Annotated in this window: 21 protein-coding genes; 7 read left to right on the top strand and 14 right to left on the bottom strand. The window is 57.8% G+C overall.

Going from position 1 to position 23,387, the window contains the following annotated elements:
• From lpxA to rpsB, 13 genes are all read right to left on the bottom strand, one after another.
• Positions 1-777, bottom strand: coding sequence for an acyl-ACP--UDP-N-acetylglucosamine O-acyltransferase (gene lpxA / locus GHO32_RS15395; protein WP_048368087.1), 777 nt, complete (start codon positions 775-777; stop codon positions 1-3).
• Positions 774-1,214 (bottom strand): 3-hydroxyacyl-ACP dehydratase FabZ, encoded by a 441-nt coding sequence (gene fabZ / locus GHO32_RS15390; protein ID WP_048368088.1) that lies wholly within the window; start codon positions 1,212-1,214, stop codon positions 774-776. Before fabZ ends, lpxA begins: the two co-directional genes overlap by 4 nt.
• Positions 1,215-1,323: 109 nt before the next feature.
• Entirely contained in the window at positions 1,324-2,379 is a 1,056-nt protein-coding gene (lpxD, locus tag GHO32_RS15385; RefSeq protein WP_153334111.1) for a UDP-3-O-(3-hydroxymyristoyl)glucosamine N-acyltransferase, read from the bottom strand.
• A gap of 2 nt (positions 2,380-2,381) precedes the next feature.
• On the bottom strand, positions 2,382-2,885 hold the full coding sequence (locus GHO32_RS15380; RefSeq protein ID WP_048368091.1) for an OmpH family outer membrane protein: 504 nt from the start codon (positions 2,883-2,885) through the stop codon (positions 2,382-2,384).
• 45 nt (positions 2,886-2,930) lie between these two features.
• Complete coding sequence (bamA, locus tag GHO32_RS15375) at positions 2,931-5,279, bottom strand: outer membrane protein assembly factor BamA (protein WP_153334109.1); 2,349 nt, start codon at positions 5,277-5,279, stop codon at positions 2,931-2,933.
• A gap of 75 nt (positions 5,280-5,354) precedes the next feature.
• Positions 5,355-6,707, bottom strand: a complete 1,353-nt coding sequence (rseP, locus tag GHO32_RS15370; RefSeq protein WP_153334107.1) for an RIP metalloprotease RseP — start codon at positions 6,705-6,707, stop codon at positions 5,355-5,357.
• Positions 6,708-6,751: 44 nt separating this feature from the next.
• Positions 6,752-7,939: a 1-deoxy-D-xylulose-5-phosphate reductoisomerase gene (gene ispC / locus GHO32_RS15365; RefSeq protein WP_153334104.1), complete on the bottom strand. Its 1,188-nt coding sequence runs from the start codon at positions 7,937-7,939 to the stop codon at positions 6,752-6,754.
• The gene (locus GHO32_RS15360) at positions 7,936-8,742 is read right to left on the bottom strand and encodes a phosphatidate cytidylyltransferase (RefSeq protein ID WP_153334102.1); all 807 of its coding nucleotides are present in this window, start codon (positions 8,740-8,742) and stop codon (positions 7,936-7,938) included. Before GHO32_RS15360 ends, ispC begins: the two co-directional genes overlap by 4 nt.
• On the bottom strand, positions 8,742-9,497 hold the full coding sequence (uppS, locus tag GHO32_RS15355; protein ID WP_048368096.1) for a polyprenyl diphosphate synthase: 756 nt from the start codon (positions 9,495-9,497) through the stop codon (positions 8,742-8,744). Before uppS ends, GHO32_RS15360 begins: the two co-directional genes overlap by 1 nt.
• Positions 9,498-9,512: 15 nt before the next feature.
• The gene (frr, locus tag GHO32_RS15350; RefSeq protein WP_048385564.1) at positions 9,513-10,070 is read right to left on the bottom strand and encodes a ribosome recycling factor; all 558 of its coding nucleotides are present in this window, start codon (positions 10,068-10,070) and stop codon (positions 9,513-9,515) included.
• Positions 10,067-10,810 (bottom strand): UMP kinase, encoded by a 744-nt coding sequence (gene pyrH / locus GHO32_RS15345; protein ID WP_048368099.1) that lies wholly within the window; start codon positions 10,808-10,810, stop codon positions 10,067-10,069. The genes frr and pyrH overlap by 4 nt, the downstream gene beginning before the upstream one ends.
• A 206-nt stretch (positions 10,811-11,016) precedes the next feature.
• A complete protein-coding gene (tsf, locus tag GHO32_RS15340) occupies positions 11,017-11,880 on the bottom strand; it encodes a translation elongation factor Ts (RefSeq protein ID WP_123749723.1) in 864 nt (287 codons plus the stop codon).
• A 205-nt stretch (positions 11,881-12,085) separates the two neighbouring features.
• Positions 12,086-12,829 carry a 30S ribosomal protein S2 gene (gene rpsB, locus GHO32_RS15335; protein ID WP_019411593.1) on the bottom strand — a complete coding sequence of 248 codons (744 nt, stop codon included), beginning with the start codon at positions 12,827-12,829 and terminating at the stop codon, positions 12,086-12,088.
• A 535-nt stretch (positions 12,830-13,364) separates the two neighbouring features.
• Here rpsB and map point away from each other — a divergent pair.
• The 3 genes from map to dapC are packed head-to-tail and all read left to right on the top strand — an operon-like array spanning position 13,365 to position 18,109.
• The gene (map, locus tag GHO32_RS15330) at positions 13,365-14,147 is read left to right on the top strand and encodes a type I methionyl aminopeptidase (RefSeq protein WP_048368102.1); all 783 of its coding nucleotides are present in this window, start codon (positions 13,365-13,367) and stop codon (positions 14,145-14,147) included.
• Positions 14,148-14,186: 39 nt separating this feature from the next.
• On the top strand, positions 14,187-16,886 hold the full coding sequence (locus tag GHO32_RS15325; RefSeq protein WP_153338217.1) for a [protein-PII] uridylyltransferase: 2,700 nt from the start codon (positions 14,187-14,189) through the stop codon (positions 16,884-16,886).
• A 23-nt stretch (positions 16,887-16,909) separates the two neighbouring features.
• Positions 16,910-18,109: a succinyldiaminopimelate transaminase gene (dapC, locus tag GHO32_RS15320; RefSeq protein ID WP_153334098.1), complete on the top strand. Its 1,200-nt coding sequence runs from the start codon at positions 16,910-16,912 to the stop codon at positions 18,107-18,109.
• Positions 18,110-18,198: 89 nt separating this feature from the next.
• On the opposite strand, the gene GHO32_RS15315 is transcribed toward dapC, so the two are convergent.
• Positions 18,199-19,848, bottom strand: a complete 1,650-nt coding sequence (locus GHO32_RS15315) for a Na+/H+ antiporter (RefSeq protein WP_153334097.1) — start codon at positions 19,846-19,848, stop codon at positions 18,199-18,201.
• A 237-nt stretch (positions 19,849-20,085) separates the two neighbouring features.
• Here GHO32_RS15315 and GHO32_RS15310 point away from each other — a divergent pair, with 237 nt between their 5' ends.
• The 4 genes from GHO32_RS15310 to GHO32_RS15295 all read left to right on the top strand — a co-directional run bounded on the left by GHO32_RS15310 (position 20,086) and on the right by GHO32_RS15295 (position 23,200).
• On the top strand, positions 20,086-20,448 hold the full coding sequence (locus GHO32_RS15310; RefSeq protein WP_048368107.1) for an ArsC family reductase: 363 nt from the start codon (positions 20,086-20,088) through the stop codon (positions 20,446-20,448).
• 48 nt (positions 20,449-20,496) lie between these two features.
• Positions 20,497-21,531, top strand: coding sequence for a 2,3,4,5-tetrahydropyridine-2,6-dicarboxylate N-succinyltransferase (dapD, locus tag GHO32_RS15305; protein ID WP_153334095.1), 1,035 nt, complete (start codon positions 20,497-20,499; stop codon positions 21,529-21,531).
• A 62-nt stretch (positions 21,532-21,593) separates the two neighbouring features.
• The gene (locus tag GHO32_RS15300) at positions 21,594-22,799 is read left to right on the top strand and encodes an aminotransferase class V-fold PLP-dependent enzyme (protein WP_153334093.1); all 1,206 of its coding nucleotides are present in this window, start codon (positions 21,594-21,596) and stop codon (positions 22,797-22,799) included.
• The gene (locus GHO32_RS15295) at positions 22,796-23,200 is read left to right on the top strand and encodes a SufE family protein (RefSeq protein ID WP_153334091.1); all 405 of its coding nucleotides are present in this window, start codon (positions 22,796-22,798) and stop codon (positions 23,198-23,200) included. Before GHO32_RS15300 ends, GHO32_RS15295 begins: the two co-directional genes overlap by 4 nt.
• Positions 23,201-23,387 lie beyond the last annotated feature (187 nt).

Genomic DNA, 23,387 nt, shown 5'->3' with positions numbered 1-23,387 from the left:
TTAGCGCGTAATGCCGCGAGTTGAGGAACGGATCGACTCGACGAACATTGCCACTTCTGGGAACTGCACAGCAGGCTCGGCCAATTCAGCCAGCGCCTGGTCGACGGTAAGGCCTTGTCGGTAGACCACTTTGTAAGCTCGGCGCAGGGCGTGTATGGCTTCATCGCTGAAACCACGGCGGCGCATGCCTTCAAAGTTCATGCTGCGCGCTTCGGCCGGGCTACCAAACACGGTGACAAACGCCGGAACGTCTTTACCGATGGCAGTGCCCATGCCCGAAAAACTGTGCGCACCAATGTGGCAGAACTGGTGAACCAGCGTGAAGCCGGACAGGATCGCCCAGTCACCCATGTGCACATGGCCCGCCAGAGCGGCGTTGTTGACCAGAATGCAGTGGTTGCCAATCACGCTGTCATGCCCGATGTGGGCATAGGCCATGATCAAGTTGTGATCACCCAGCGTTGTCTCGGCACGGTCCTGCACGGTGCCGCGGTGAATGGTGACGCCTTCACGAATAACGTTGTGGTCACCAATCACCAGGCGCGTTTCTTCGCCTTTGTACTTCAGATCAGGTGTGTCCTCGCCTACCGAAGAAAACTGGTAGATGCGATTGTGTTTACCGATCCTGGTTGGGCCTTTAAGAATCACATGCGGCCCAATCACAGTCCCCTCGCCGATTTCCACACCTGCGCCGATGATCGACCAAGGGCCGACCTCGACGTCGTCGGCCAAAATGGCCGTCGGATCGATGATTGCGCGAGGGTCAATCAAACTCATAGTTTGCGTTCCGCACAGATGATCTCAGCCGAGCACACTGGCTTACCGTCAACCGTGGCCTGGCATTCAAATTTCCAGATGGAGCGCTTGCAGCTCAGGAACTTGGCTTCAAGGATCAATTGATCCCCTGGCAGTACAGGCTGGCGAAAGCGCAGCTTGTCGGAGCCGACGAAATAATAGAGCGTGCCGTCGGAAGGCTTAAGATCCATCATCTTGAAACCCAGGATGCCAGCGGCCTGAGCCATCGCTTCAATGATCAGGACGCCCGGCATGATCGGGTGCGCCGGGAAGTGACCGTTGAAGAAAGGTTCATTGATGCTGACATTCTTGTAGGCACGAATGCGCTTGTTCTCGACATCCAGATCCACCACTCGGTCCACCAGCAGGAACGGGTAACGGTGGGGCAGATATTCGCGAATCTCGTTGATGTCCATCATTTCGTGGGGAAGCCTGTAATAAAGATTGGGCGCGCGCGACTAAGGCGCGCTCCTCTAGCAAATCAAGGAAGCAAACCAGTGGCTATGCACTCTTGATATGGAAAATGTATTAGCCCTCTGAAGAAGCTTTACCGTCCGAGGTCACTTCCCCGACGCGCTTTTCCAGATGTTTTAGCCGCCTTGCAATGTCATCCAGCTGACGAATGCGTGCCGCACTTTTGCGCCACTCCGCAGCCGGCTGCATGGCAGTACCGGAAGAATAGGCTCCTGGCTCGGTGATCGAATGCGTCACCATCGTCATGCCAGTCAAGAACACGTTGTCACAAATTTCAATGTGACCGACCAAACCAACACCGCCTGCGAGCATGCAGTGCTTACCGATTTTAGTACTACCGGAAATGCCTACACACGCGGCCATCGCCGTATGGTCACCCACCTGAACGTTGTGCGCGATCTGGATCTGGTTATCCAGCTTGACGCCATTGCCGATCAACGTATCGGCCAAAGCACCCCGATCAATGGCCGTATTGACGCCAATTTCGACATCATCACCGAGGGTCACACCGCCAATTTGAGCGATTTTCTGCCAAATGCCTTTTTCGTTGGCGAAACCAAAACCTTCGCCACCCAACACGGCACCCGACTGAATCACCACCCGTTTGCCGATATGCACATCGTGGTACAGGGTCACACGAGGGGCCAGCCAACCGTCTTCACCGATGGTGCAACGCGCGCCGATAAAGCAATGCGCACCAATGGTGACGCCGGCAGCGATTCGCGCACCGCTCTCAATCACCGCAAACGCACCGATGCTCGCCATTGGATCAACCACCGCATCGTCCGCAATCACGGCCGAAGGGTGAACCCCGGCAGTGGCTTTGGGCTTGGGGTCGAACAAATGGGAGATTCGGGCATACGCCAGGTAAGGATCGGGCACAACCAGCGCATCCCCCGCGTACTCCTCGGCATCCGCCGCCTTGAGCAGTACCGCTCCAGCGTGGCAGCCAACGAGGTATTTACGGTATTGGGGATTAGCCAGAAAGCTCAACTGAGCTGGGCCGGCCTCTTGCAAAGTGGCCAGCCCAGTAATTTCTTTCTCCGCGGAGCCACGCAAGGTGGCCCCGAGGAACTCGGCCAATCGGCCGAGTTTTATAGTCGCGGTCATAATTACTTCAGCTGATTCATGCGCTCAATCACTTGGCGAGTGATGTCGTACTGAGGTTTTACATCAATCACAGCACCACGCTCGAACACCAGGTCAAAGGCGCCTTTCTTGATGACTTCTTCAACAGCGCTGTCCAGTTTTGGCTTCAGCTGTTTCAGCATTTCACGGTCAGCAACGGCCTTGGCTTCGTTCAGCTCCTTGGACTGGAACTGGAAATCACGGGCCTTTTGCTTGAACTCAAGCTCCAGACGCTCACGCTCGCCTTGCTGCATTTTGTCGCCGCCGCTAACCAGACGGTCCTGAATGCCCTTGGCGCTGCTTTCCAGGTTTTTCAGCTTGGTCAGTTGCGGGCCGAATTTTTTCTCGGCATCCACGGCATAACGCTTGGCAGCGTCAGATTCAAGCAGTGCCATTTGATAGTTCAGCACAGCAATTTTCATGTCGGCAAAAGCCGGGCCCGCTGCCAACAGCGAAGCCAGGAGAACCAATTGAGTCAACTTACGCACGATGCACTCCTAAAAAATCCGTTGTCTGTATCTATAGTCAGGCTTTTAGAAAGTCTGGCCGAGGGAGAATTGGAACACTTGAGTGTCTGCGTCATCCGGTTTCTTGATCGGCATGGCCAAGCTGAAGCTCAGCGGGCCAAGCGCAGTTACCCATGTCACACCGACACCCACAGAACTGGCCATATTGCTAAAGCTGATATCGCAATTCTTGGTTTCGCCCTTGCAGTTAGTGTCGAACACGTTACCCACATCCCAGAATACGGAAGTGCGCAGGGAACGTTGATCCTTCACAAACGGCATCGGGAACAGAACTTCTACACCACCCTGGATCAGCACGTTACCACCGAACGGCAGCGGGTCTTGATCCGGGTCGGCAATCGTACCCGGGTTCTTACCGGTACTCGGCGTACTGCGTGGGCCCAGTGCGCTGTCTTTAAAGCCACGTACCGAGTTGAAACCACCCGCGTAGTAGTTCTCGTAGAACGGCAGACCTTCAGTCGAACCGTAACCATCACCATAGCCCAACTCTGTGTGCAGGCGAGCGGTGAAGGTATCGCTCAACGGCTGGAACAACTGTGCACGATAGTCCAGTTTGTAGAACTGCAGGTCGCTGCCAGGAATGGTGGTTTCCAGCACCAGGCTCTGCGACGTACCACGGGTTGGCAACACACCTTTGTTCAGGGTCGACTCGGACCAGCCAATCGACGCCTTGAAGTTGAGGTACTTGTCACCTTCACGGTTTACGAAGTCGAAGATCTCGTCAACGGTGTAACGACCGGTGCTGATTTCATCCTGCTGAACGGTCAGGCCGTAAGTCAGACGGGAGGTATCGCTGATCGGGTAACCCATGGTGACGCCAGCACCCAGGCTGTCGACCGAGTAGTTGGCAACGTCAACGTCCAGCTCTTTGTAGTCAGTGGTGCGGTAGAAAACGTTGTAGCCCAGGCTCACACCGTCCGGCGTCCAGTACGGGTCAACGTAGCTGAAGTTGTAACGGCTTTGGTATTCGCTGCGGGTCAGGCCGATGCTGACCTTGTTACCCGTACCCAGGAAGTTGTTCTGGGTAATCGAGCCACCCAGGATCAAACCGGCGCTCTGAGCAAAACCAACGCTGGCAGTGATCGAACCCGACGCTTGTTCTTCAACAGCGTAGTTCACGTCAACCATGTCGTCAGTGCCTGGCACGGCCGGGGTTTCAACGTTCACTTCCTTGAAGAAGCCCAGACGCTCAAGGCGAACCTTGGACTGGTCGATCAGGTAAGTAGAAGCCCAACCGCCTTCCATCTGGCGCATTTCACGACGCAGCACTTCGTCTTCCGACTTGGTGTTGCCGCGGTAGTTGATACGGTTCACGTAAGCACGCTTGCCCGGATCGACCACAAAGGTGATGGCGACGGTGTGGTTTTCGGGGTCTGGCTGAGGCACGCCGTTCACGTTGGCGAAGGTGTAACCTTCGTTACCCAGGCGACGGGTGATCAGCTCGGAGGTGGTGGTCATCAGCTTGCGCGAGAACACCTGGCCTGGCTGAACCAGCAGCAGCGACTTGATCTGATCTTCCGGGACTTTGAGGTCACCGCTCAGTTTGACCGAGCCGACATTGTATTTTTCGCCTTCGTTCACGTTGACCGTGATGTAGACGTGCTTCTTGTCAGGGGTGATCGATACCTGGGTCGAGGCGATATCCATGTTGATATAGCCGCGATCGAGGTAGTAGGAACGCAGACGCTCCAGGTCACCCGACAGTTTTTCACGCGCATACTTGTCGTCGTTCTTGAAGAACGACAACCAGTTGGTGGTTTTCAGTTCGAACAGATCAACCAGGTCAGATTCCGGGAAGACAGTGTTACCCACCACGTTGATGTGCTGGATAGAGGCAACGGTGCCTTCGTTGATGTTGACCTTCAAGGCAACGCGGTTGCGCGGCTCAGGCACCACTTCGGTGTCTACCGTCGCCGAGTAGCGGCCTTGGGCAACATACTGACGTTGCAACTCGTTACGAACACCTTCAAGGGTCGCACGCTGGAAGATTTCGCCTTCAGCCAGGCCCGATTGTTTCAGGCCTTTCATCAGGTCATCAGTGGAGATCGCCTTGTTACCGTCAATGGTGATGCTGGAGACGGAAGGACGTTCGACAACCGTAATGACGAGCACATTGCCATCACGACCCAGTTGGATATCCTGAAAGAACCCGGTTTTGAACAACGCACGAGTGGATTCCACCAAACGGCGGTCATCCGCTACCTCACCCACGTTCAGCGGTAACGCGCCAAACACGCTGCCGGCGGAAACCCGCTGGAGCCCGTTGACACGGATATCAGAGATAGTGAAGGACTCGGCGTGAACTTCGGCGATCATCAGTACGGCGAGAACCGCAGTTAGCAGCAGACGTTTCATGAAGTCCTTTCTTATTCCAACTGGCAATAAACAAACTGCCGCAAAATGCGGCAGATTCGCAATTCAGCGAAGTGTTTACAGTCGTCCCAAGTCGTTGACCAGAGCAAGCAACATTACTCCGACCACCAAGCTGATACCGATCTGCATCCCCCAACCCTGTACCCGATCCGACAAGGGACGACCACGCGCCCACTCGATCAGATAAAACAACAAGTGCCCACCGTCCAGGACGGGAATGGGCAACAAGTTCAGAACCCCCAGGCTGATACTCAGATAAGCCAGGAAATTCAAGAAATCAGCAACGCCCGACTGGGCAGAAGCGCCCGCCACTTTAGCAATGGTTATCGGTCCACTCAAGTTTTTTACCGAGAGCTCGCCGAACAACATTTTCTTCAGTGAATCGAGCGTCAATACGCTCATGGTCCACGTACGCTTGACCCCTTCGCCAATGGCGGCGACCGGGCCATAGCTGACTTCGCGAATCATCGCGGGTGGCCAATCGACACCTTTGACCCCTGCTCCCAGATAACCGGTCGCAGCGTCACCTTCACCGCGAGCAGCCAGAACCACCGGCACCTCAAGCGCAACGCCGTCGCGCTCGACGCGCAAATCTACGCGGGCCGCGGGCCGCAGACGAACCCAGTCCACGACTTGTTGCCAGTCATTAATAGCCTGGCCATTCATGGACAGCAGTTTGTCACCGGTCTTGAGGCCAGCGGCCTGTGCCGGGCCTTTAGGGTCGAGTTCTGCCAGAACGGCTGGCAGCTCAGGTCGCCATGGCCGAATACCCAACGATTTGATCGGGTCCGGCTCATCAGCCCCTTTTAGCCAGTCATGCAAAACCAGTTGGTGAGCGCTTTCAACATCAGAATCGGGACCGCGCACCGCAACCTGAATGGCACCGCTTTCGCCGAGGCGACGCACCAGTTGCAGGTTGACGTTTGACCAACCCACAGTTGGCTGGCCATCAATTGAAACAATTTCCTGACCGGCTACCAGGCCGGCTTGTGCCGCCAGGCTGCCGCTTTCGACCGCGCCGATCACCGGGCGCACCTGCTGGCTGCCCATCATTGCCAGCACCCAGAAGAACGCAATGGCCAGCAAGAAGTTGGCAACAGGCCCGGCCGCGACGATGGCAATGCGCTGCCCGACGGTTTTACGATTGAAGGATTGATCGAGCTGATCGGCCGGAACATCGCCTTCACGCTCGTCGAGCATTTTTACGTAGCCGCCCAACGGAATCGCTGCAACGACAAACTCAGTGCCCTGACGGTCATGCCAGCGTAAGAGAGGCGTACCGAAGCCCACAGAAAAGCGCAGAACCTTAACGCCGCAACGGCGCGCCACCCAAAAGTGACCGAATTCATGAAATGTGACCAGCACCCCCAATGCCACCAGGGTGCCAACAATCATATAGAGCGCACTCATCTACTTTCTCCGCGATTCTGTCCGGCTCCGACATGTACCACTTGTCAGTTGTTACGGCTCAACCACTGCTCAGCTCGCAGTCGCGCTTGGGTATCTACCGCAAATACAGCATCCAGCTCATCGACTGCAATCACAGGCTCAGTGCTTAACACATCTTCAATAAGGTTGGCGATTTGCGGGTAACGGATTTTACCGTCAAGAAACGCCGCCACCGCTACTTCGTTCGCCGCATTGAGGGTCGCAGGCGCGCTATTGCCCGCCTCGGCTGCTTCTCGACACAGACGTAAACACGGGAAGCGTTGTTCATCCGGACGCTCAAAGTCCAGCCGCGCAACCGCAAACAGATCCAGCGGCGCAACACCCGAGTCGATACGCTCAGGCCACGCCAGGGCATTGGCAATGGGTGTACGCATGTCCGGATTACCGAGCTGCGCCAACACCGAGCCATCCACGTAATCGACCAGCGAGTGAATCACGCTTTGCGGGTGGATCACCACTTCAACCTGGCTTGGCTTGGCATCGAACAACCAGCAGGCTTCGATCAGCTCCAGGCCCTTGTTCATCATGCTCGCCGAATCAACGGAAATCTTGCGCCCCATCGACCAATTGGGATGAGCGCACGCCTGATCCGGGGTGACATGTTGCAACAACTCTAATGGCGTCTCGCGGAAAGGTCCGCCCGACGCCGTGAGCAATATCCGCCGCACACCGACCGAACCCAGGCCGCGTGCGTAGTCCTGTGGCAAACACTGGAAAATCGCGTTGTGCTCACTGTCGACAGGCAGCAATATCGAACCGCTGCGACGAACGGCCTGCATAAACAGATCGCCGGTCATGACCAGCGCTTCTTTATTGGCCAAGAGAATTTTTTTGCCAGCGTTAACCGCTGCCAACGTAGGACGCAAGCCAGCCGCACCGACGATTGCTGCCATGACCGTGTCAACTTCTGGAGCAGAAGCCACCTGACACAAGCCTTGCTCACCCACCCACACTTCAGTGCCGAGCTTGGCGGCCTGCAAACCGGCCCGCAGCTGGCTGGCTGCATGCTCGTGCGGCACAACAACCACTCGAGGCTTGTGCTCGAGGCACAAGGCCAAAAGCTCCGGGATACGGCTAAAACCGCTCAGGCCAAAGACCTGATAGCGGTCAGGGTGACGCGCAATTACATCCAGGGTGCTCAGGCCAATCGAGCCTGTAGCCCCCAGCACCGTAATCTGTTGAGGTCGACTCATGATCCGGCAATCCAAAGCAGTACAGCAAACAACGGCACCGCCGCCGTCAGACTGTCGATACGGTCCAGCACCCCGCCGTGACCTGGCAGCAGGTTACTGCTGTCCTTGATTCCGGCCTGACGCTTGAACATGCTCTCGGTGAGGTCGCCCACCACGGACACCAGCACAATCATCGCTGCGCCAAACAGTGCTGCGATGATCTCGCCAACGCTCCAGCCACGCACCAGACCGACAGCAGCCGTGATCACCAGACTGAGGATCAAACCGCCATACACACCTTCCCAGCTCTTGCCCGGGCTGACTTTAGGCGCCAGCTTGCGTTTCCCGAACTTGCGCCCGGAAAAGTAAGCGCCGATGTCAGCGCCCCACACCAGCACCATGACCGCCATGATCAGCCAGTTGCCGAGCGCCATCGCCTTGATCAGCACCAGCCCTTGCCAGGCCGGCAGCAAAATCAGCAGACCAATCACCAGCTTGGTGAGGGTTGCCGACCAGCGCTCGGCCGACTCAGGAAACGTCAACACCAGCCAGGTTGCAGCGCACCACCACAAGATTGCGGCGCCCAGCACCCAGGGCGCCAGATCAGGAAAAACGTACAAACCAAACAGCAGCAGAGCCACGAGTACTGCAAAAGCCACCCGCGCCAACTGAGCTTCAAAGCCCGCCAGACGCGCCCATTCCCAGGCACCCAAGGTCACGACCAGGCCGATGAACAGCGCAAAGCCAGACCCTTCGAGCAGGAAAAACCCGCACAAAGCGATGGGCAGCAATATGAGTGCAGTAATGATGCGTTGTTTAAGCATTAAACCCGGGCTCCAGCTTCAACCTGCTCACTCGTTTTACCGAAGCGACGCTGGCGAGAAGCGAAATCAGCCAGCGCATTGCGCATGGCTTCGTGTTTGAAGTCCGGCCAGAACAGGTCGGAGAAGTACAGTTCGGCATACGCCAACTGCCACAGCAGGAAATTGCTGATGCGGTGCTCGCCGCCTGTGCGAATGCACAGGTCAGGTAAAGGCAGATCGCCAGTCACCAGACAGTTTTGCAGCAGGCCCGGGGTGATGTCTTCAGGCTGCAGATGCCCCGCCTGAACTTCACGCGCCAGGCGCTGTGCGGCCTGCGCAATGTCCCACTGGCCGCCGTAGTTAGCGGCAACCTGCAGTACAAAGCGATCAGGCCCTGCCGTCATCTGCTCCGCCTCACGCATCGCCGCCTGTAATTCAGGGTGGAAGCGCGAACGGTCGCCGATGATCCGCAAGCTGATGTTGTTGTCGTTGAGGCGCCGGGCCTCACGCCGTAGCGCCTTGAAGAACAAGTCCATCAAGGCACTGACCTCAGCGGCGGGGCGCTGCCAGTTTTCGCTGGAGAACGCGAATAAGGTGAGCACCTCGACCTTGGCCTCGACGCACACCTCAATCACTGCGCGAACTGCATCCACTCCCGCTTTATGCCCGGCAACACCCGGCAGAAAGCGTTTTTTCGCCCAGCGATTATTACCATCCATGATGATCGCGACGTGGCGCGGCACCGATGATGGCTCTGTCTGCTTGGTCTTTTCCATAAAACGCCCAGACCCTTATACGGCCATCAGGTCCGCTTCTTTCGCCTTGGTAGCCGCATCAATGTCTGCCTCGGCCTTGTCGGTCAGCTTCTGAATATCAGCAGCGGCGCGACGCTCTTCGTCTTCGCTGATTTCTTTGTCTTTAACCAGTTTTTTCAGCTCGCTCAACGCATCGCGACGGATGTTGCGAACCGCTACACGCGCGTCTTCAGCGGCGCTACGGGCTTGCTTGGTGAAACCTTTACGGGTTTCTTCAGTCAAGGCCGGCATGGAGATCAGCAGCAGCTCACCCAGGTTGGTCGGGTTGAGGTTCAGGCCAGCGCTCTGGATAGCCTTGTCGACCGCAGCCAGCATGTTGCGCTCAAACGCCACAACTTGCAGGGTACGCGAGTCTTTTACCGTTACGTTGGCAACGCTGCTCAACGGGGTATCGGCGCCGTAGTAAGGCACCATCACGCTGCCCAGGATGCTCGGGTGGGCTTTGCCGGTGCGGATCTGGCCAAATGCATGGGCCAAGGATTCCAGCGACTTCTGCATGCGCGTTTGAGCGTCTTTTTTGATTTCATTGATCATTGTTGAACTTCCTCGATCAGAGTCCCTTCAGCGCCGCCATGGACAATATTCAGCAAGGCGCCGGGCTTGTTCATATTAAATACACGCAATGGCATTTTATGGTCACGGCACAGACAAATGGCCGTAAGGTCCATAACACCCAGTTTGCGATCCAGTACTTCATCGTAAGTCAGATGATCGAACTTCTCGGCATGCGGGTCTTTAAATGGATCTGCGGTGTACACGCCGTCAACCTTGGTTGCTTTAAGCACCACGTCAGCGTCGATTTCAATAGCACGCAAGCAAGCAGCAGAATCCGTTGTAAAGAACGGATTACCGGTGCCTGCAGCGAAAATCACCACATCTTTAGCGTTCAAATGACGCATTGCCTTGCGACGATCGTAATGATCAGTCACACCAACCATCGAAATAGCCGACATTACGATGGCAGAGATATTCGCACGTTCCAGCGCATCGCGCATGGCCAAGGCGTTCATCACGGTTGCCAGCATGCCCATATGGTCGCCAGTCACACGATCCATACCGGCCGCGCTCAGGGCAGCACCGCGGAACAGGTTGCCACCACCGATCACCAAACCTACCTGGACGCCGATGCCGACCAGTTGGCCCACTTCCAGCGCCATGCGGTCGAGTACTTTGGGATCGATCCCGAACTCTTCAGAGCCCATCAGGGCTTCACCGCTTAGCTTGAGTAGGATGCGTTTATAGCGAGTTTGATAACCAGCGCCCTGCTGAGCCATTGCGAATCTCTCCTGCCGCGTTTTAAAAAAATCTGTGCGAGGCCACTTTCAGCCCGCGCTTACTCTAGCGTGGCGCTGCACAGCAGCACCATCGGAACACGACTTATGCAATCGGTTCCGCAAGAAAAGGCAAAACCCTCTCCCATTTGAAAAGAGGCTGCGCGCGTGAGCGGGCAGCCTCTTCGGGTCGACAGTGTAAAACTGTCTTATTGCTTGGCTGCAGCCAGCTGAGCAGCAACTTCTTCAGCGAAGTTGTCGACGGGCTTCTCGATGCCTTCGCCTACTTTGAAGTAAGTGAAGGAAACGATTTCAGCGCCGGCTTTCTTGGCCAGCTCGCCAACTTTGATCTCTGGGTTCTTAACGAAAGCTTGCTCAACCAGGCTAGCTTCGGCCAGGAACTTGCTGATACGGCCTTTGATCATGTTTTCAACGATGTTTTCTGGCTTGCCGGCAATCTTGTCAGCATTGAGGCTCAGGAACACCGCTTTTTCACGCTCGATCGCTTCTTCAGAAACTTCCGAAGGCAGCAGGAACTCTGGGTTGCTTGCAGCAACGTGCATAGCGATGTCTTTGGCCAGCTCAACGTTGCCGCCTTTCAGAACAACTGCTACACCGATTTTGTTGCCGTGCAGGTAACCGCCGACCACATCACCTTCAACGCGAGCCAGGCGACGGATGTTGACGTTTTCGCCAACTTTGCCGACCAGTACCAGGCGATCAGCTTCTTGAGCTTCGATCAGAGGCTCAACAGTCGTCAGCTTGTCAGCGAATGCTTTTTCAACGCTGGCAGCAACGAATGCTTTGAAGTCGTCCTGCAGGGCCAGGAAGTCAGTCTGCGAGTTCACTTCCAGCAGAACTGCGGATTTACCGTCTTCCTTCAGAGCGATTGCGCCTTCAGCAGCAACGTTGCCTGCTTTTTTGGCAGCCTTGATGGCGCCGGAAGCACGCATGTCGTCGATGGCTTTTTCGATGTCGCCGCCAGCCTTGGTCAAGGCTTTCTTGCAATCCATCATGCCTTCGCCAGTACGCTCACGCAGTTCTTTAACCAACGCTGCAGTAATCTCTGCCATTTCAAAATTCCTCTTGGATAGGTTTTCAACCATTCCACCCGACCGAACGGGCGTTCAATTCGTATGAAGCCTGCCTCGAGGCTCCCAGCCAGCCGCATTCTGATACAGCAACGGCGAGAGCATGTCCAACAAATGGATTTCGAGGTGGCAAAAAGGGGGCCAAGCCCCCTTTTTGCGCACTGAGTAAACGCTAGGCGTTAGTTACTCAGCCTTCAACTACCGCTGCAGCTGGAGCTTCTTCGACGAAAACGTCGGTGCCGCCAGCAACGTGGTTGCGACCACGGATAACAGCATCAGCCATCGCACCCATGTACAGCTGGATAGCGCGGATTGCGTCATCGTTGCCCGGGATGATGTAGTCAACGCCTTCTGGGCTGCTGTTGGTGTCGACAACGCCGATTACCGGGATGCCCAACTTGTTAGCTTCGGTGATCGCGATGCGCTCGTGGTCAACGTCGATAACGAACAGTGCGTCTGGCAGACCGCCCATGTCCTTGATACCACCCAGGCTACGATCCAGCTTTTCCAGATCGCGAGTGCGCATCAGCGCCTCTTTCTTGGTCAGCTTGGCGAAAGTACCGTCTTCTGCTTGAACTTCAAGGTCACGCAGACGCTTGATGGAAGCACGGATGGTTTTGAAGTTGGTGAGCATGCCGCCCAACCAGCGGTGATCCACGTACGGCGAGCCGCAACGTGCTGCTTCTTCAGCAACGATCTTGCCAGCGGAACGCTTGGTGCCGACGAACAGAATCTTGTTTTTGCCCTGGGCCAGACGCTCTACGAAAGTCAGAGCTTCGTTGAACATTGGCAGGGTTTTTTCAAGGTTGATGATGTGGATCTTGTTACGCGCGCCAAAGATGTATTTACCCATCTTCGGGTTCCAGTAACGGGTTTGGTGACCGAAGTGCACACCGGCCTTCAGCATATCGCGCATGTTGACTTGGGACATGGTAGTTCCTTAATAAGTCGGGTTAGGCCTCCACGTATCCCAACGACCAACCAGCAGCTTCGAGCTGAAGGCACCCAGGTCATCGTGTCGATACGTGTGTGGGTTTGTGCTCTGCGGGCTATACCCGCAAAGCGGCGCATTTTATATCACAAGACACATAAAAAACGAAGCGCGAATTCAGACTTTATTGCTAAGCCGTTGTCGCACAAGGATTTGCGCCCTGTAGGAGCGAGCTTGCCTCGCGATCTTTTGATCGGTGGTGTGCCCGTTAACTGCACAACGGCATTTCACCGATTTAGCCCCTACCACGAGCCAAGCAGATCAAAAACCCGGATCAAAAGCAGCCCCTTCCTTTTGCTAGAGCCTTGGAATAGGGCCAGAATGCCCCACTCTATTAATAGAAGCGATGGCGCAAGGCTCATGTTTACAGCCGACCGTCTGGTAGAATCGCGTTTTTATGGCGGTGTGTAGCTGAAATAACTCGTCACACACCCGCAACCCCGTTGATGAGCGCTTACGCGCGAAGAGAGCCTGTATGACCGTCACCCTCAAAACTCCCGAGGACATCGCAAAAATGCGTATCGCCGGCAAACTGGCCGCCGACGTACTGGAAATGATCGCTGAACACGTTAAACCCGGCGTCACCACTGAAGAGCTGGACCGCATCTGCCATGACTATATTGTCAATGTGCAACAGGCCATCCCTGCGCCGCTCAACTATAAAGGCTTCCCCAAGTCGATCTGCACCTCGATCAACCACGTGGTCTGCCACGGCATTCCGGGTGACAAGGCGCTGAAGGAAGGCGACACCCTGAACATCGACGTGACCGTCATCAAAGATGGCTATCACGGTGATACCAGCCGCATGTTCCATGTCGGCAAAGTGCCTGTCTGGGCTGAGCGCCTGTCGCAAGTCACCCAGGAATGCATGTACAAGGCCATCGAACTGGTCAAGCCTGGCTGCCGCTTGGGCGATATCGGTGAAGTGATTCAGAAGCACGCCGAAAAGAACGGCTTCTCGGTGGTTCGCGAGTTCTGCGGCCATGGCATTGGCAAGGTGTTCCACGAAGAGCCGCAAATCCTGCACTACGGCCGCGCGGGCACCGGCATGGAACTCAAGGCTGGCATGACGTTTACCATCGAACCAATGATCAACCAGGGCAAAGCCGACACCAAAGTGCTGGGCGATGGCTGGACGGCGATCACCAAGGACCGCAAGCTGTCTGCGCAGTGGGAACACACCCTGCTGGTGACCGACACCGGTTACGAAATCTTCACCCTGCGCAGCGATGACACCATCCCGCGGGTTTCGGCCTGACAGTAACCCCCACACATCCCACGACAGGAAAGCCAATCGATGCCGCAGGTGGATCCCGAACTTTTTGACCGCGGCCAGTTCCAGGCCGAATTGGCATTAAAGGCAAGCCCGATTGCCGCTTTCAAAAAGGCGATCCGCCAGGCACGCGAAGTGCTCGACGAACGCTTTCGCAAAGGCCGCGATATTCGACGATTGATCGAGGACCGCGCCTGGTTCGTCGACAACATCCTGCAACAAGCGTGGGACCAGTTCAGCTGGAGCAACCAGGCCGATATCGCCCTGGTCGCGGTGGGCGGTTATGGCCGGGGCGAATTGCACCCCTACTCCGACATCGACTTGCTGATCCTGCTCGACAACGCGGACCATGAGATCTTCCGCGATTCCATCGAGCGGTTTCTGACGCTGTTGTGGGACATCGGCCTGGAAGTCGGCCAGAGCGTACGCTCGGTCGACGAATGTGCAGAGCAAGCCCGCGCCGACCTGACCGTCATCACCAACCTGATCGAAAGCCGCACCATTGCTGGGCCCGAGCGCTTGCGTCAACGCATGCTCGAAGTCACCAGCACCGAACACATGTGGCCCAGCAAGGAATTCTTTCTGGCCAAGCGTGCCGAGCAAAAAGCCCGGCACCACAAGTACAACGACACCGAATACAACCTTGAGCCCAACGTCAAAGGCTCGCCCGGCGGCCTGCGCGACATTCAGACCATCTTGTGGGTAGCCCGTCGCCAGTACGGCACCCTGAATTTGCGCGCCCTGGCCGGTGAAGGCTTCCTGGTCGAAAGCGAACATGACCTGCTCTCCTCCTCCCAGGAGTTTCTCTGGAAGGTCCGCTACGCCCTGCACATGCTCGCTGGCCGCGCCGAAGACCGCCTGCTGTTTGACCATCAACGCAGCATTGCCGAATTGCTCGGTTTTACCGGCGAAGACACCAAGCAGACCATCGAAAACTTCATGCAGCAGTATTACCGGGTGGTCATGAGCATTGCCCAGCTCAGCGACCTGATCATCCAGCACTTTGAAGAAGTGATCCTGGCCCCGGAAGACGAAGCGCCGCCGACGCCGATCAACTCGCGCTTTCAACTGCACGACGGCTACATCGAAGCCACCAGCAACAACGTGTTCAAGCGCACGCCGTTTGCCATGCTCGAAATCTTCCTGCTGATGGCGCAGCACCCCGACATCAAAGGCGTGCGGGCTGACACCATCCGCTTGCTGCGCGAACACCGCTACCTGATCGACGATGATTTTCGCAGTGACATCCGCAATACCAGCCTGTTTATCGAGCTGTTCAAATGCAAAATCGGTATCCATCGCAACCTGCGCCGGATGAACCGCTACGGCATTCTGGGACGTTACCTGCCGGAATTCGGCTTTATCGTCGGGCAAATGCAGCACGACCTGTTCCACATCTATACGGTCGATGCGCACACCCTGAACCTGATCAAGCACCTGCGTAAGTTGCAGTACACCCAGGTCTCGGAGAAATTCCCGCTGGCCAGCAAACTCATGGCCAAGCTGCCCAAACCTGAGCTGATTTACCTGGCCGGGCTGTACCACGACATCGGCAAAGGCCGTCACGGCGACCACTCGGAGATTGGCGCAGTGGACGCAGAAGCGTTCTGCATTCGTCATCACCTGCCCGCCTGGGATACACGGCTGATCGTATGGCTGGTGCAAAACCACCTGGTGATGTCGACCACCGCCCAACGCAAAGACCTGTCAGACCCGCAAGTCATCCATGACTTTGCCCAGACCGTGATCGACGAAACCCACCTCGACTACTTATATGTACTGACCGTGGCCGACATCAACGCCACCAACCCGACGCTGTGGAACTCCTGGCGCGCCAGCCTGTTGCGCCAGCTCTACACCGAGACCAAGCGCGCCCTGCGTCGCGGCCTGGAAAACCCGGTCGATCGCGAAGAGCAAATTCGCCAGACGCAAAGTGCTGCGCTGGACGTGCTGGTGCGCAACGGCAACGACCAGGACGATGTCGAGCAGCTCTGGTCGCAGTTGGGCGATGACTACTTCCTGCGCCACACCTCGGCCGATGTGGCCTGGCACACCGAAGCCATCCTGCAGCAACCTGTAGATGGCGGCCCGCTGGTGCTGATCAAGGAAACCACCCAGCGCGATTTCGAGGGCGGCACGCAGATCTTCATTTATGCGCCCGACCAGCACGACTTCTTCGCCGTGACCGTGGCGGCCATGGACCAGCTCAACCTCAACATCCATGACGCACGCATCATTACCTCCAGCAGCCAGTTCACCCTCGACACCTACATCGTGCTCGACAACGACGGCGACTCGATCGGCAATAACCCCGAGCGCATCGAAAAAATCCGCAAAGGCCTGACCGAAGCCCTGCGTAACCCGGACGACTACCCGAACATCATCCAGCGCCGGGTACCGCGCCAGCTCAAACACTTTGCTTTCCCGCCGCAAGTGACGATCCACAACGACGCCCAGCGCCCGGTCACCGTACTGGAACTCAGCGCCCCGGACCGTCCCGGCCTGCTGGCGCGCATCGGGATGATCTTCCTGGAGTTCGACCTGTCGTTGCAGAACGCCAAGATCGCCACCTTGGGCGAGCGCGTCGAAGACGTCTTCTTCATTACCGACGAAAACAATCAGCCATTGTCTGACCCACAACTGTGCATACGTTTGCAGGAAGCCATCGTGGAGCAACTAACGGTCAACAAAGACTCAACCCCAACCTGGCGCCTGAGCATCTAGCCGCCGAGTGAGACCCGCACCCAATGAACAACGCTCTAAACCAGTTGCAGCCTTACCCGTTCGAAAAACTGCGTGCCCTGCTGGGTAGCGTGCAGCCCAACGCCGACAAGCGCCCGATTGCGCTGTCGATTGGCGAACCGAAACACCGCTCGCCCGATTTCGTGGCCAAGGCCCTGGCGGACAACCTCGACCAGATGGCGGTCTACCCGACCACCCTCGGCATCCCTGCCCTGCGCGAAGCGATTGGTGGCTGGGCCGAGCGCCGTTTTAACGTGCCGGCTGGCTGGCTGGACCCGGCGCGCAACATCCTGCCCGTCAACGGCACCCGTGAAGCGCTGTTCGCCTTCACCCAAACCGTGGTCAACCGCAGCGACGACGGCCTGGTGATCAGCCCGAACCCGTTCTACCAGATCTACGAAGGGGCCGCGTTTTTGGCCGGTGCCAAGCCGCACTACCTGCCGTGCCTGGCTGAACAAGGCTTCAACCCGGACTTCGACGCGGTGTCGGTCGACACCTGGAAGCGCTGCCAGATCCTGTTCCTGTGCTCGCCGGGCAACCCGACCGGTGCTTTAATCCCGCTGGCAACCCTGAAAAAACTGATTGCACTGGCTGATGAACACGACTTCGTGATCGCTGCCGACGAATGCTACAGCGAGCTGTACTTCGACGAGCAGACCCCGCCAGAAGGCTTGCTCAGCGCGTGCGTGGCCATGGGCCGTGAAGACTTCAAGCGTTGCGTGGTCTTCCACAGCTTGTCCAAGCGTTCGAACTTGCCGGGCCTGCGCTCGGGTTTTGTCGCCGGTGATGCCGAGATCCTCAAGGCGTTCCTGCTGTACCGCACCTACCACGGCTGCGCCATGCCGGTGCAAACCCAGCTGGCGAGCATTGCTGCCTGGAACGACGAAGAACACGTACGTGCCAACCGCGACCTGTACCGCGCCAAGTTCGATGCCGTGCTGGAGATTCTGACGCCGGTACTGGATGTACAGCGCCCGGATGGCGGGTTTTATCTGTGGGCGAATGTCGAAGGGGATGACACAGAATTCTCCCACGACCTGTTCGCTGAAGAACATGTGACCGTGGTGCCGGGCTCTTACCTGTCACGCGAAGTCGACGGCTTTAACCCGGGTGCCGGCCGCGTGCGCATGGCCCTGGTCGCGCCATTGGCCGAATGCGTAGAAGCCGCCGAGCGGATCCGCGACTTCATCCAGCGCCGCCGCTAAACCCAAATCTGTAGGAGCGAGCTTGCCTCGCGATCTTTTAGACGATCAAAATATCGCGAGACGAGCTCGCTCCTACAGTATTCATAGCCTTACTTCACCGTCCCCAGATTCGCTTCGCTCAAATCCAGATCACGCAAAATCTCGCTGAGCACGTCATCGCCGATCTCATGGTGGCGACGCAAGCTGTACAACTCCAGACGCTGCGCCCTGAGTGCCTTGAGGCGCAAGCGGCTTTCTAATTGATCCATCTGCGAGGCCAACGCCTGTGCTTCAGCCGAGTCATTAAACACTTCGAGCTGATGGCGGTATTCAGACATGATCCGCGCCTTCAATTCAGCCGCCAGTGCTGCTTGGGCCGCGTCTTGCGGGCTGTCGGCTGGCTCAACCACGTCTTCGGCTTCCAGCGCATGAATCGCCGCCTCTGCCGTGCGCCGCCAAGCTTCGCGTACCTCTTTGCGCATCGCGTCGTCCGGGCTCTTGGGGATGCCGCGCAACAACAAGGGCAAGGCAATACAGGCCGCCACCAGCGACAGCAGAATCACCCCCGCCGCAATAAAGATCAGCAGGTCGCGCTCAGGGAAGTCCACCCCCGCGCTGATCAACAACGGCACCGACATCACACCGGCCAACGTCACCGCACCGCGCACACCGCCCACCGTCAGCAACCAGCACGAACGCGCCGTCGGCACCAGGGTCAGGTCACCCTTGCCGCGCCAGCGACGCAGCTGGGCAAACAGGCGCCAAATGCTTTGCACCCAGATAAAGCGCAGCGCCAGCAGCACCAGAAATATCGCCACCACATCCAGGCAACGATAAAACAGAGTCGGCCACAAGGTCGTTTCGTGGCTGACCACCGCCTTGATGATGTCTGGCAGTTGCAAGCCCAGCAGCAGGAAGATCAGACCATTGAAGGCAAATTCCAGCAGCCCCCACACACTGCGGTTAAGCAAGCGCGTACTGGTTTGACGCGGCAACAGGTCCAGCCAGCTTTGCATCATCCCCGCCGCCACCGCCGACAAAATGCCCGAGGCGCCCAAGCGCTCAGCCAGTACGTAAGCGGCAAACGGCAGCAGCAACATAAACACGACGTGAGTCGCCGGGTCATCCCAGCCGCGACCGATCATCCAGGCCCGCAGGCGCCCCACCAGCCAGCTCAGGGCCACACCAATGGCCAGACCGCCACAGGCCACCAGCACAAAGGTCAGGCTGGCATTGGTCAGCGAGAACACCCCGGTGATGGCTGCAACCAGGGCAAATTTGAACGTCACCAGGCCTGAAGCGTCGTTCATCAGGGCTTCGCCCTGGAGCATATGCATCAGCGGGCCGGGCAAGCGGTTCTGGGCAATGGCCGACACTGCCACGGCGTCCGTCGGTGACAGCACAGCAGCCAGGGCAAACGCCACCGGCAAGGGAATAGTCGGCAATAACCAGTGAATGAAGTAACCTGCCCCGACCACGGTGAACAGCACCAACCCCACTGCCAAGGTCAGAATCGGCCCACGCAAACGCCAGAATTCACGCTTGGGCATGCGCCAGCCATCCGAGAACAGCAACGGCGGCAAGAACAGAAACAGGAACAGCTCCGGGTCCAGTGCAACGTGCAAGCCCAGGGTTGGCCAGGCCAACACGGCACCCGCAGCAATTTGCACCAACGGCAGAGGTAAAGGGATCACACGCCCCAATAAACGCGAGACTCCTACCAACATCAGCAGGATGAGTACGGTATAGGCGGTTTGCATATCAACAAAATTCCCGAACAATCAGCTTCAACTGAATTCAAACACAGCTAGCAACAATTTTAGATCCAGCCTCATAGTAGCTTCAAATGGCTGACGTCGACCTTGAACATAAGTCTCAATGCGACTACCTGTCACAAGATCCTGCCAAGGTTGCAGGCAGCCTGCGCTCAAGCGCCTCGCCCATGGCATAATCCGCCACCGCATATTTCCACGCATCTCCAAAGGAGGGGCAATTCAGTGACCGATTCGAGCAAAACGTTGCACCTTTTCGGCATCAAGGCCTGCGACACCATGAAAAAGGCTCGCACCTGGCTGGATGAACATGACGTGCGTTATGACTTCCATGATTACAAAAGCAGCGGTATCGACCGTGAACACCTGACTCAATGGTGCGACGAGCACGGTTGGCAAGTTGTGCTCAACCGCGCAGGCACTACCTTTCGCAAACTCGAAGACGAACAGAAAGCCGATCTCGACCAAGCGAAAGCCATTGAGCTGATGCTCGCCCAACCCTCGATGATCAAGCGCCCGGTGCTCGATCTCGGTAATAAAACCCTGATTGGCTTCAAGCCTGATCTTTATGCGGCGGCCCTTCTCTAAGCCAACTGGCTAAAGCCCGCCCCTTCTATTTTTGTACGAGGTAATTGCATGTCTACTACCCTATTCAGCGCGGCCTTCGGTGTCGGCACTCAAAACCGTCAAGGCGCCTGGCTGGAAGTGTTCTACGCACAACCGCTGATCAACCCGTCGGCCGAACTGATCGCTGCGGTCGCGCCGATCCTGGGCTACACCGGCGGTAATCAGGCAATCACCTTCACCACCGCTCAAGCCGCGCAACTGGCTGAAGCCGTCAAATCGGTTGACGCTGCCCAGGCCGCGCTGCTGACCCGCCTGGCCGAAAGCCACAAGCCGCTGGTTGCCACCCTGCTGGCCGAAGACGCCGCCCTGACCTCCACCCCGGAGGCTTACCTGAAGCTGCACCTGCTGTCCCATCGTCTGGTCAAGCCGCACGGCCTGAGCCTGGCGGGTGTGTTCCCGCTGCTGCCGAACGTGGCCTGGACCAGCCAGGGCGCCATCGACCTGGGCGAGCTGGCTGAGCGCCAACTCGAAGCCCGCCTGCGTGGCGAACTGCTGGAAGTGTTCTCGGTCGACAAGTTCCCGAAAATGACCGACTACGTGGTACCGGCTGGCGTGCGTATCGCTGACAGCGCACGTATCCGCCTGGGTGCCTACATTGGCGAAGGCACCACCGTGATGCACGAAGGTTTCGTCAACTTCAACGCAGGCACCGAAGGCCCGGGCATGATCGAAGGCCGTGTTTCGGCGGGCGTCTTCGTCGGCAAGGGGTCGGACCTGGGCGGCGGTTGCTCGACCATGGGCACTCTGTCGGGCGGTGGCAACATCGTGATCAAAGTAGGCGAAGGCTGCCTGATCGGCGCCAACGCCGGTATCGGCATTCCATTGGGCGACCGCAACACCGTTGAGTCGGGCCTGTACGTGACCGCGGGCACCAAAGTCGCGCTGCTGGACGAAAACAACCAACTGGTTAAAGTCGTCAAAGCCCGTGAACTGGCCGGTCAACCAGACCTGTTGTTCCGTCGCAACTCAGAAACCGGCGCTGTGGAATGCAAAACCCACAAGTCGGCCATCGAGCTGAACGAAGCGCTGCACGCTCACAACTAAGCGTTTGTCTGCCACTGACGGGGCTGGCTGCTTGCAGCCTCGTCAACAGAGCCTTGAACACCATGCTTTTGCCTTCTCCCTGGCGCGCTGACTTTCCGGCCATCGCCGCCCTGCAACGTCAGGACCAGACTTATCTGGACAACGCTGCCACCACGCAAAAACCTCAAGCCCTGCTCGACGCACTGACGCACTACTACGCCAGTGGCGCCGCCAATGTGCACCGGGCCCAGCACCTGCCGGGCGCGCATGCCACTCAGGCGTTTGAGAACTCGCGCTGCAAAGTCGCCCAATGGCTCAACGCGGCTGACTGCGGGCAAATTGTTTTCACCCACGGTGCCACCTCGGCACTGAACCTTCTGGCTTACGGGCTGGAACACCTTTTCAATCCGGGCGATGAGATTGTCATCAGCGCCCTGGAACACCACGCCAACCTGCTGCCCTGGCAGCAGCTTGCGCAGCGCCAACAGTTAACCCTGGTGGTGTTGCCGCTGGACGCCGACGGCGTAATCGACCTTGACGCCGCCGCCCGCCTCATCACCCCGCGCACCCGCCTGCTGGCTGTCAGCCAGTTGTCCAACGTGCTCGGCGTATGGCAGCCCCTGCCCGAGTTGCTGGCACTGGCCAAAGCTCAGAACGCGTTGACCGTTGTCGATGGCGCCCAAGGCGTGGTCCACGGCCGTCAGGACGTGAATGCGCTGGGCTGCGACTTCTATGTGTTTTCCAGCCACAAACTGTACGGCCCGGACGGGCTGGGTGTGCTGTTTGGCCGCCATGGCGCACTGGCCAGCCTCAAGCACTGGCAGTTTGGCGGCGAGATGGTTCAGGACGCCGACTACCAGCACGCCACCTTCCGCCCTGCCCCGCTGGGCTTTGAAGCCGGTACACCGCCGATTGCCAGCGTGATTGGCCTGGGCGCGACCCTGAGTTACCTGAGCAGCCTCGACCAAAGCGCCGTCGACGCCCACGAAGCCGCGTTGCATGCGCTGCTGGTTGAAGGCCTGCAACAGCGCCCCGGCATCCGCCTGCTGGGCTCGCCGCAATTGGCACTGGTGAGTTTTGTGGTCGAGGGCGTACACAACGCCGACCTTGCCCACTTGTTGACCGAGCAAGGCATTGCCGTGCGGGCCGGGCATCACTGCGCCATGCCCCTGCTGAAAAGCCTCGGTTTGGCAGGTGCCATCCGCGTGTCGCTGGCGCTGTACAACGACTCAGATGACCTGCAGCGCTTTTTCGATGCCCTCGACCAGGCCCTGGAGTTGCTGCAATGACCTTGCCCGCTGACGCTCAGGCCGCCCTCGACAGCTTTGAACACTGCGCCAGTTGGGAACAACGCGCCCGCCTGCTGATGCAATGGGGCCAACGCTTGCCCGAGTTGGCCGAGGCCGACAAAACCGAGGCCAACCGCGTGCACGGTTGTGAAAGCCAGGTGTGGTTGGTGGGTGAATTAAAAGACGGCTACTGGCAATTTGCTGCCAGCAGCGATGCACGCTTGATTCGCGGGTTGGTGGCGTTGCTGCTGGCGCGGGTCAATGGCTTGTCCAGCGAGGCGCTGCACCACGTGGACCTGCCCGACTGGTTCAACCAGCTTGGCCTGAGCCGCCAGTTGTCGCCATCGCGCAGCAACGGGCTGAATGCGGTGTTGCAGCGGATGCGCGAGTTGTCTGCTTAACACAGACCCTGTAGGAGGGGCCGCCCCGTCTTCGACGCCTCGCTGTCGCGCAGCAAACAGGCCGCCGAGTATCTTCAGCATCCCCCAATCGGTTCCCTCTCCTTCGGGAGTGTATGGACCGGGGACATAGCGAACACTTTGTTCGGAGACATAGCGAACAGTTAACGAAGCTTTTTCCCTGATATTA

Origin of the sequence: Pseudomonas sp. FSL R10-2189 (genome assembly GCF_009600325.1) — a bacterium.
GTDB lineage: Bacteria > Pseudomonadota > Gammaproteobacteria > Pseudomonadales > Pseudomonadaceae > Aquipseudomonas > Aquipseudomonas helleri.
Note: the sequence above shows the minus strand (reverse complement) of the source record. Positions and strands in the feature narration are given on the sequence as shown.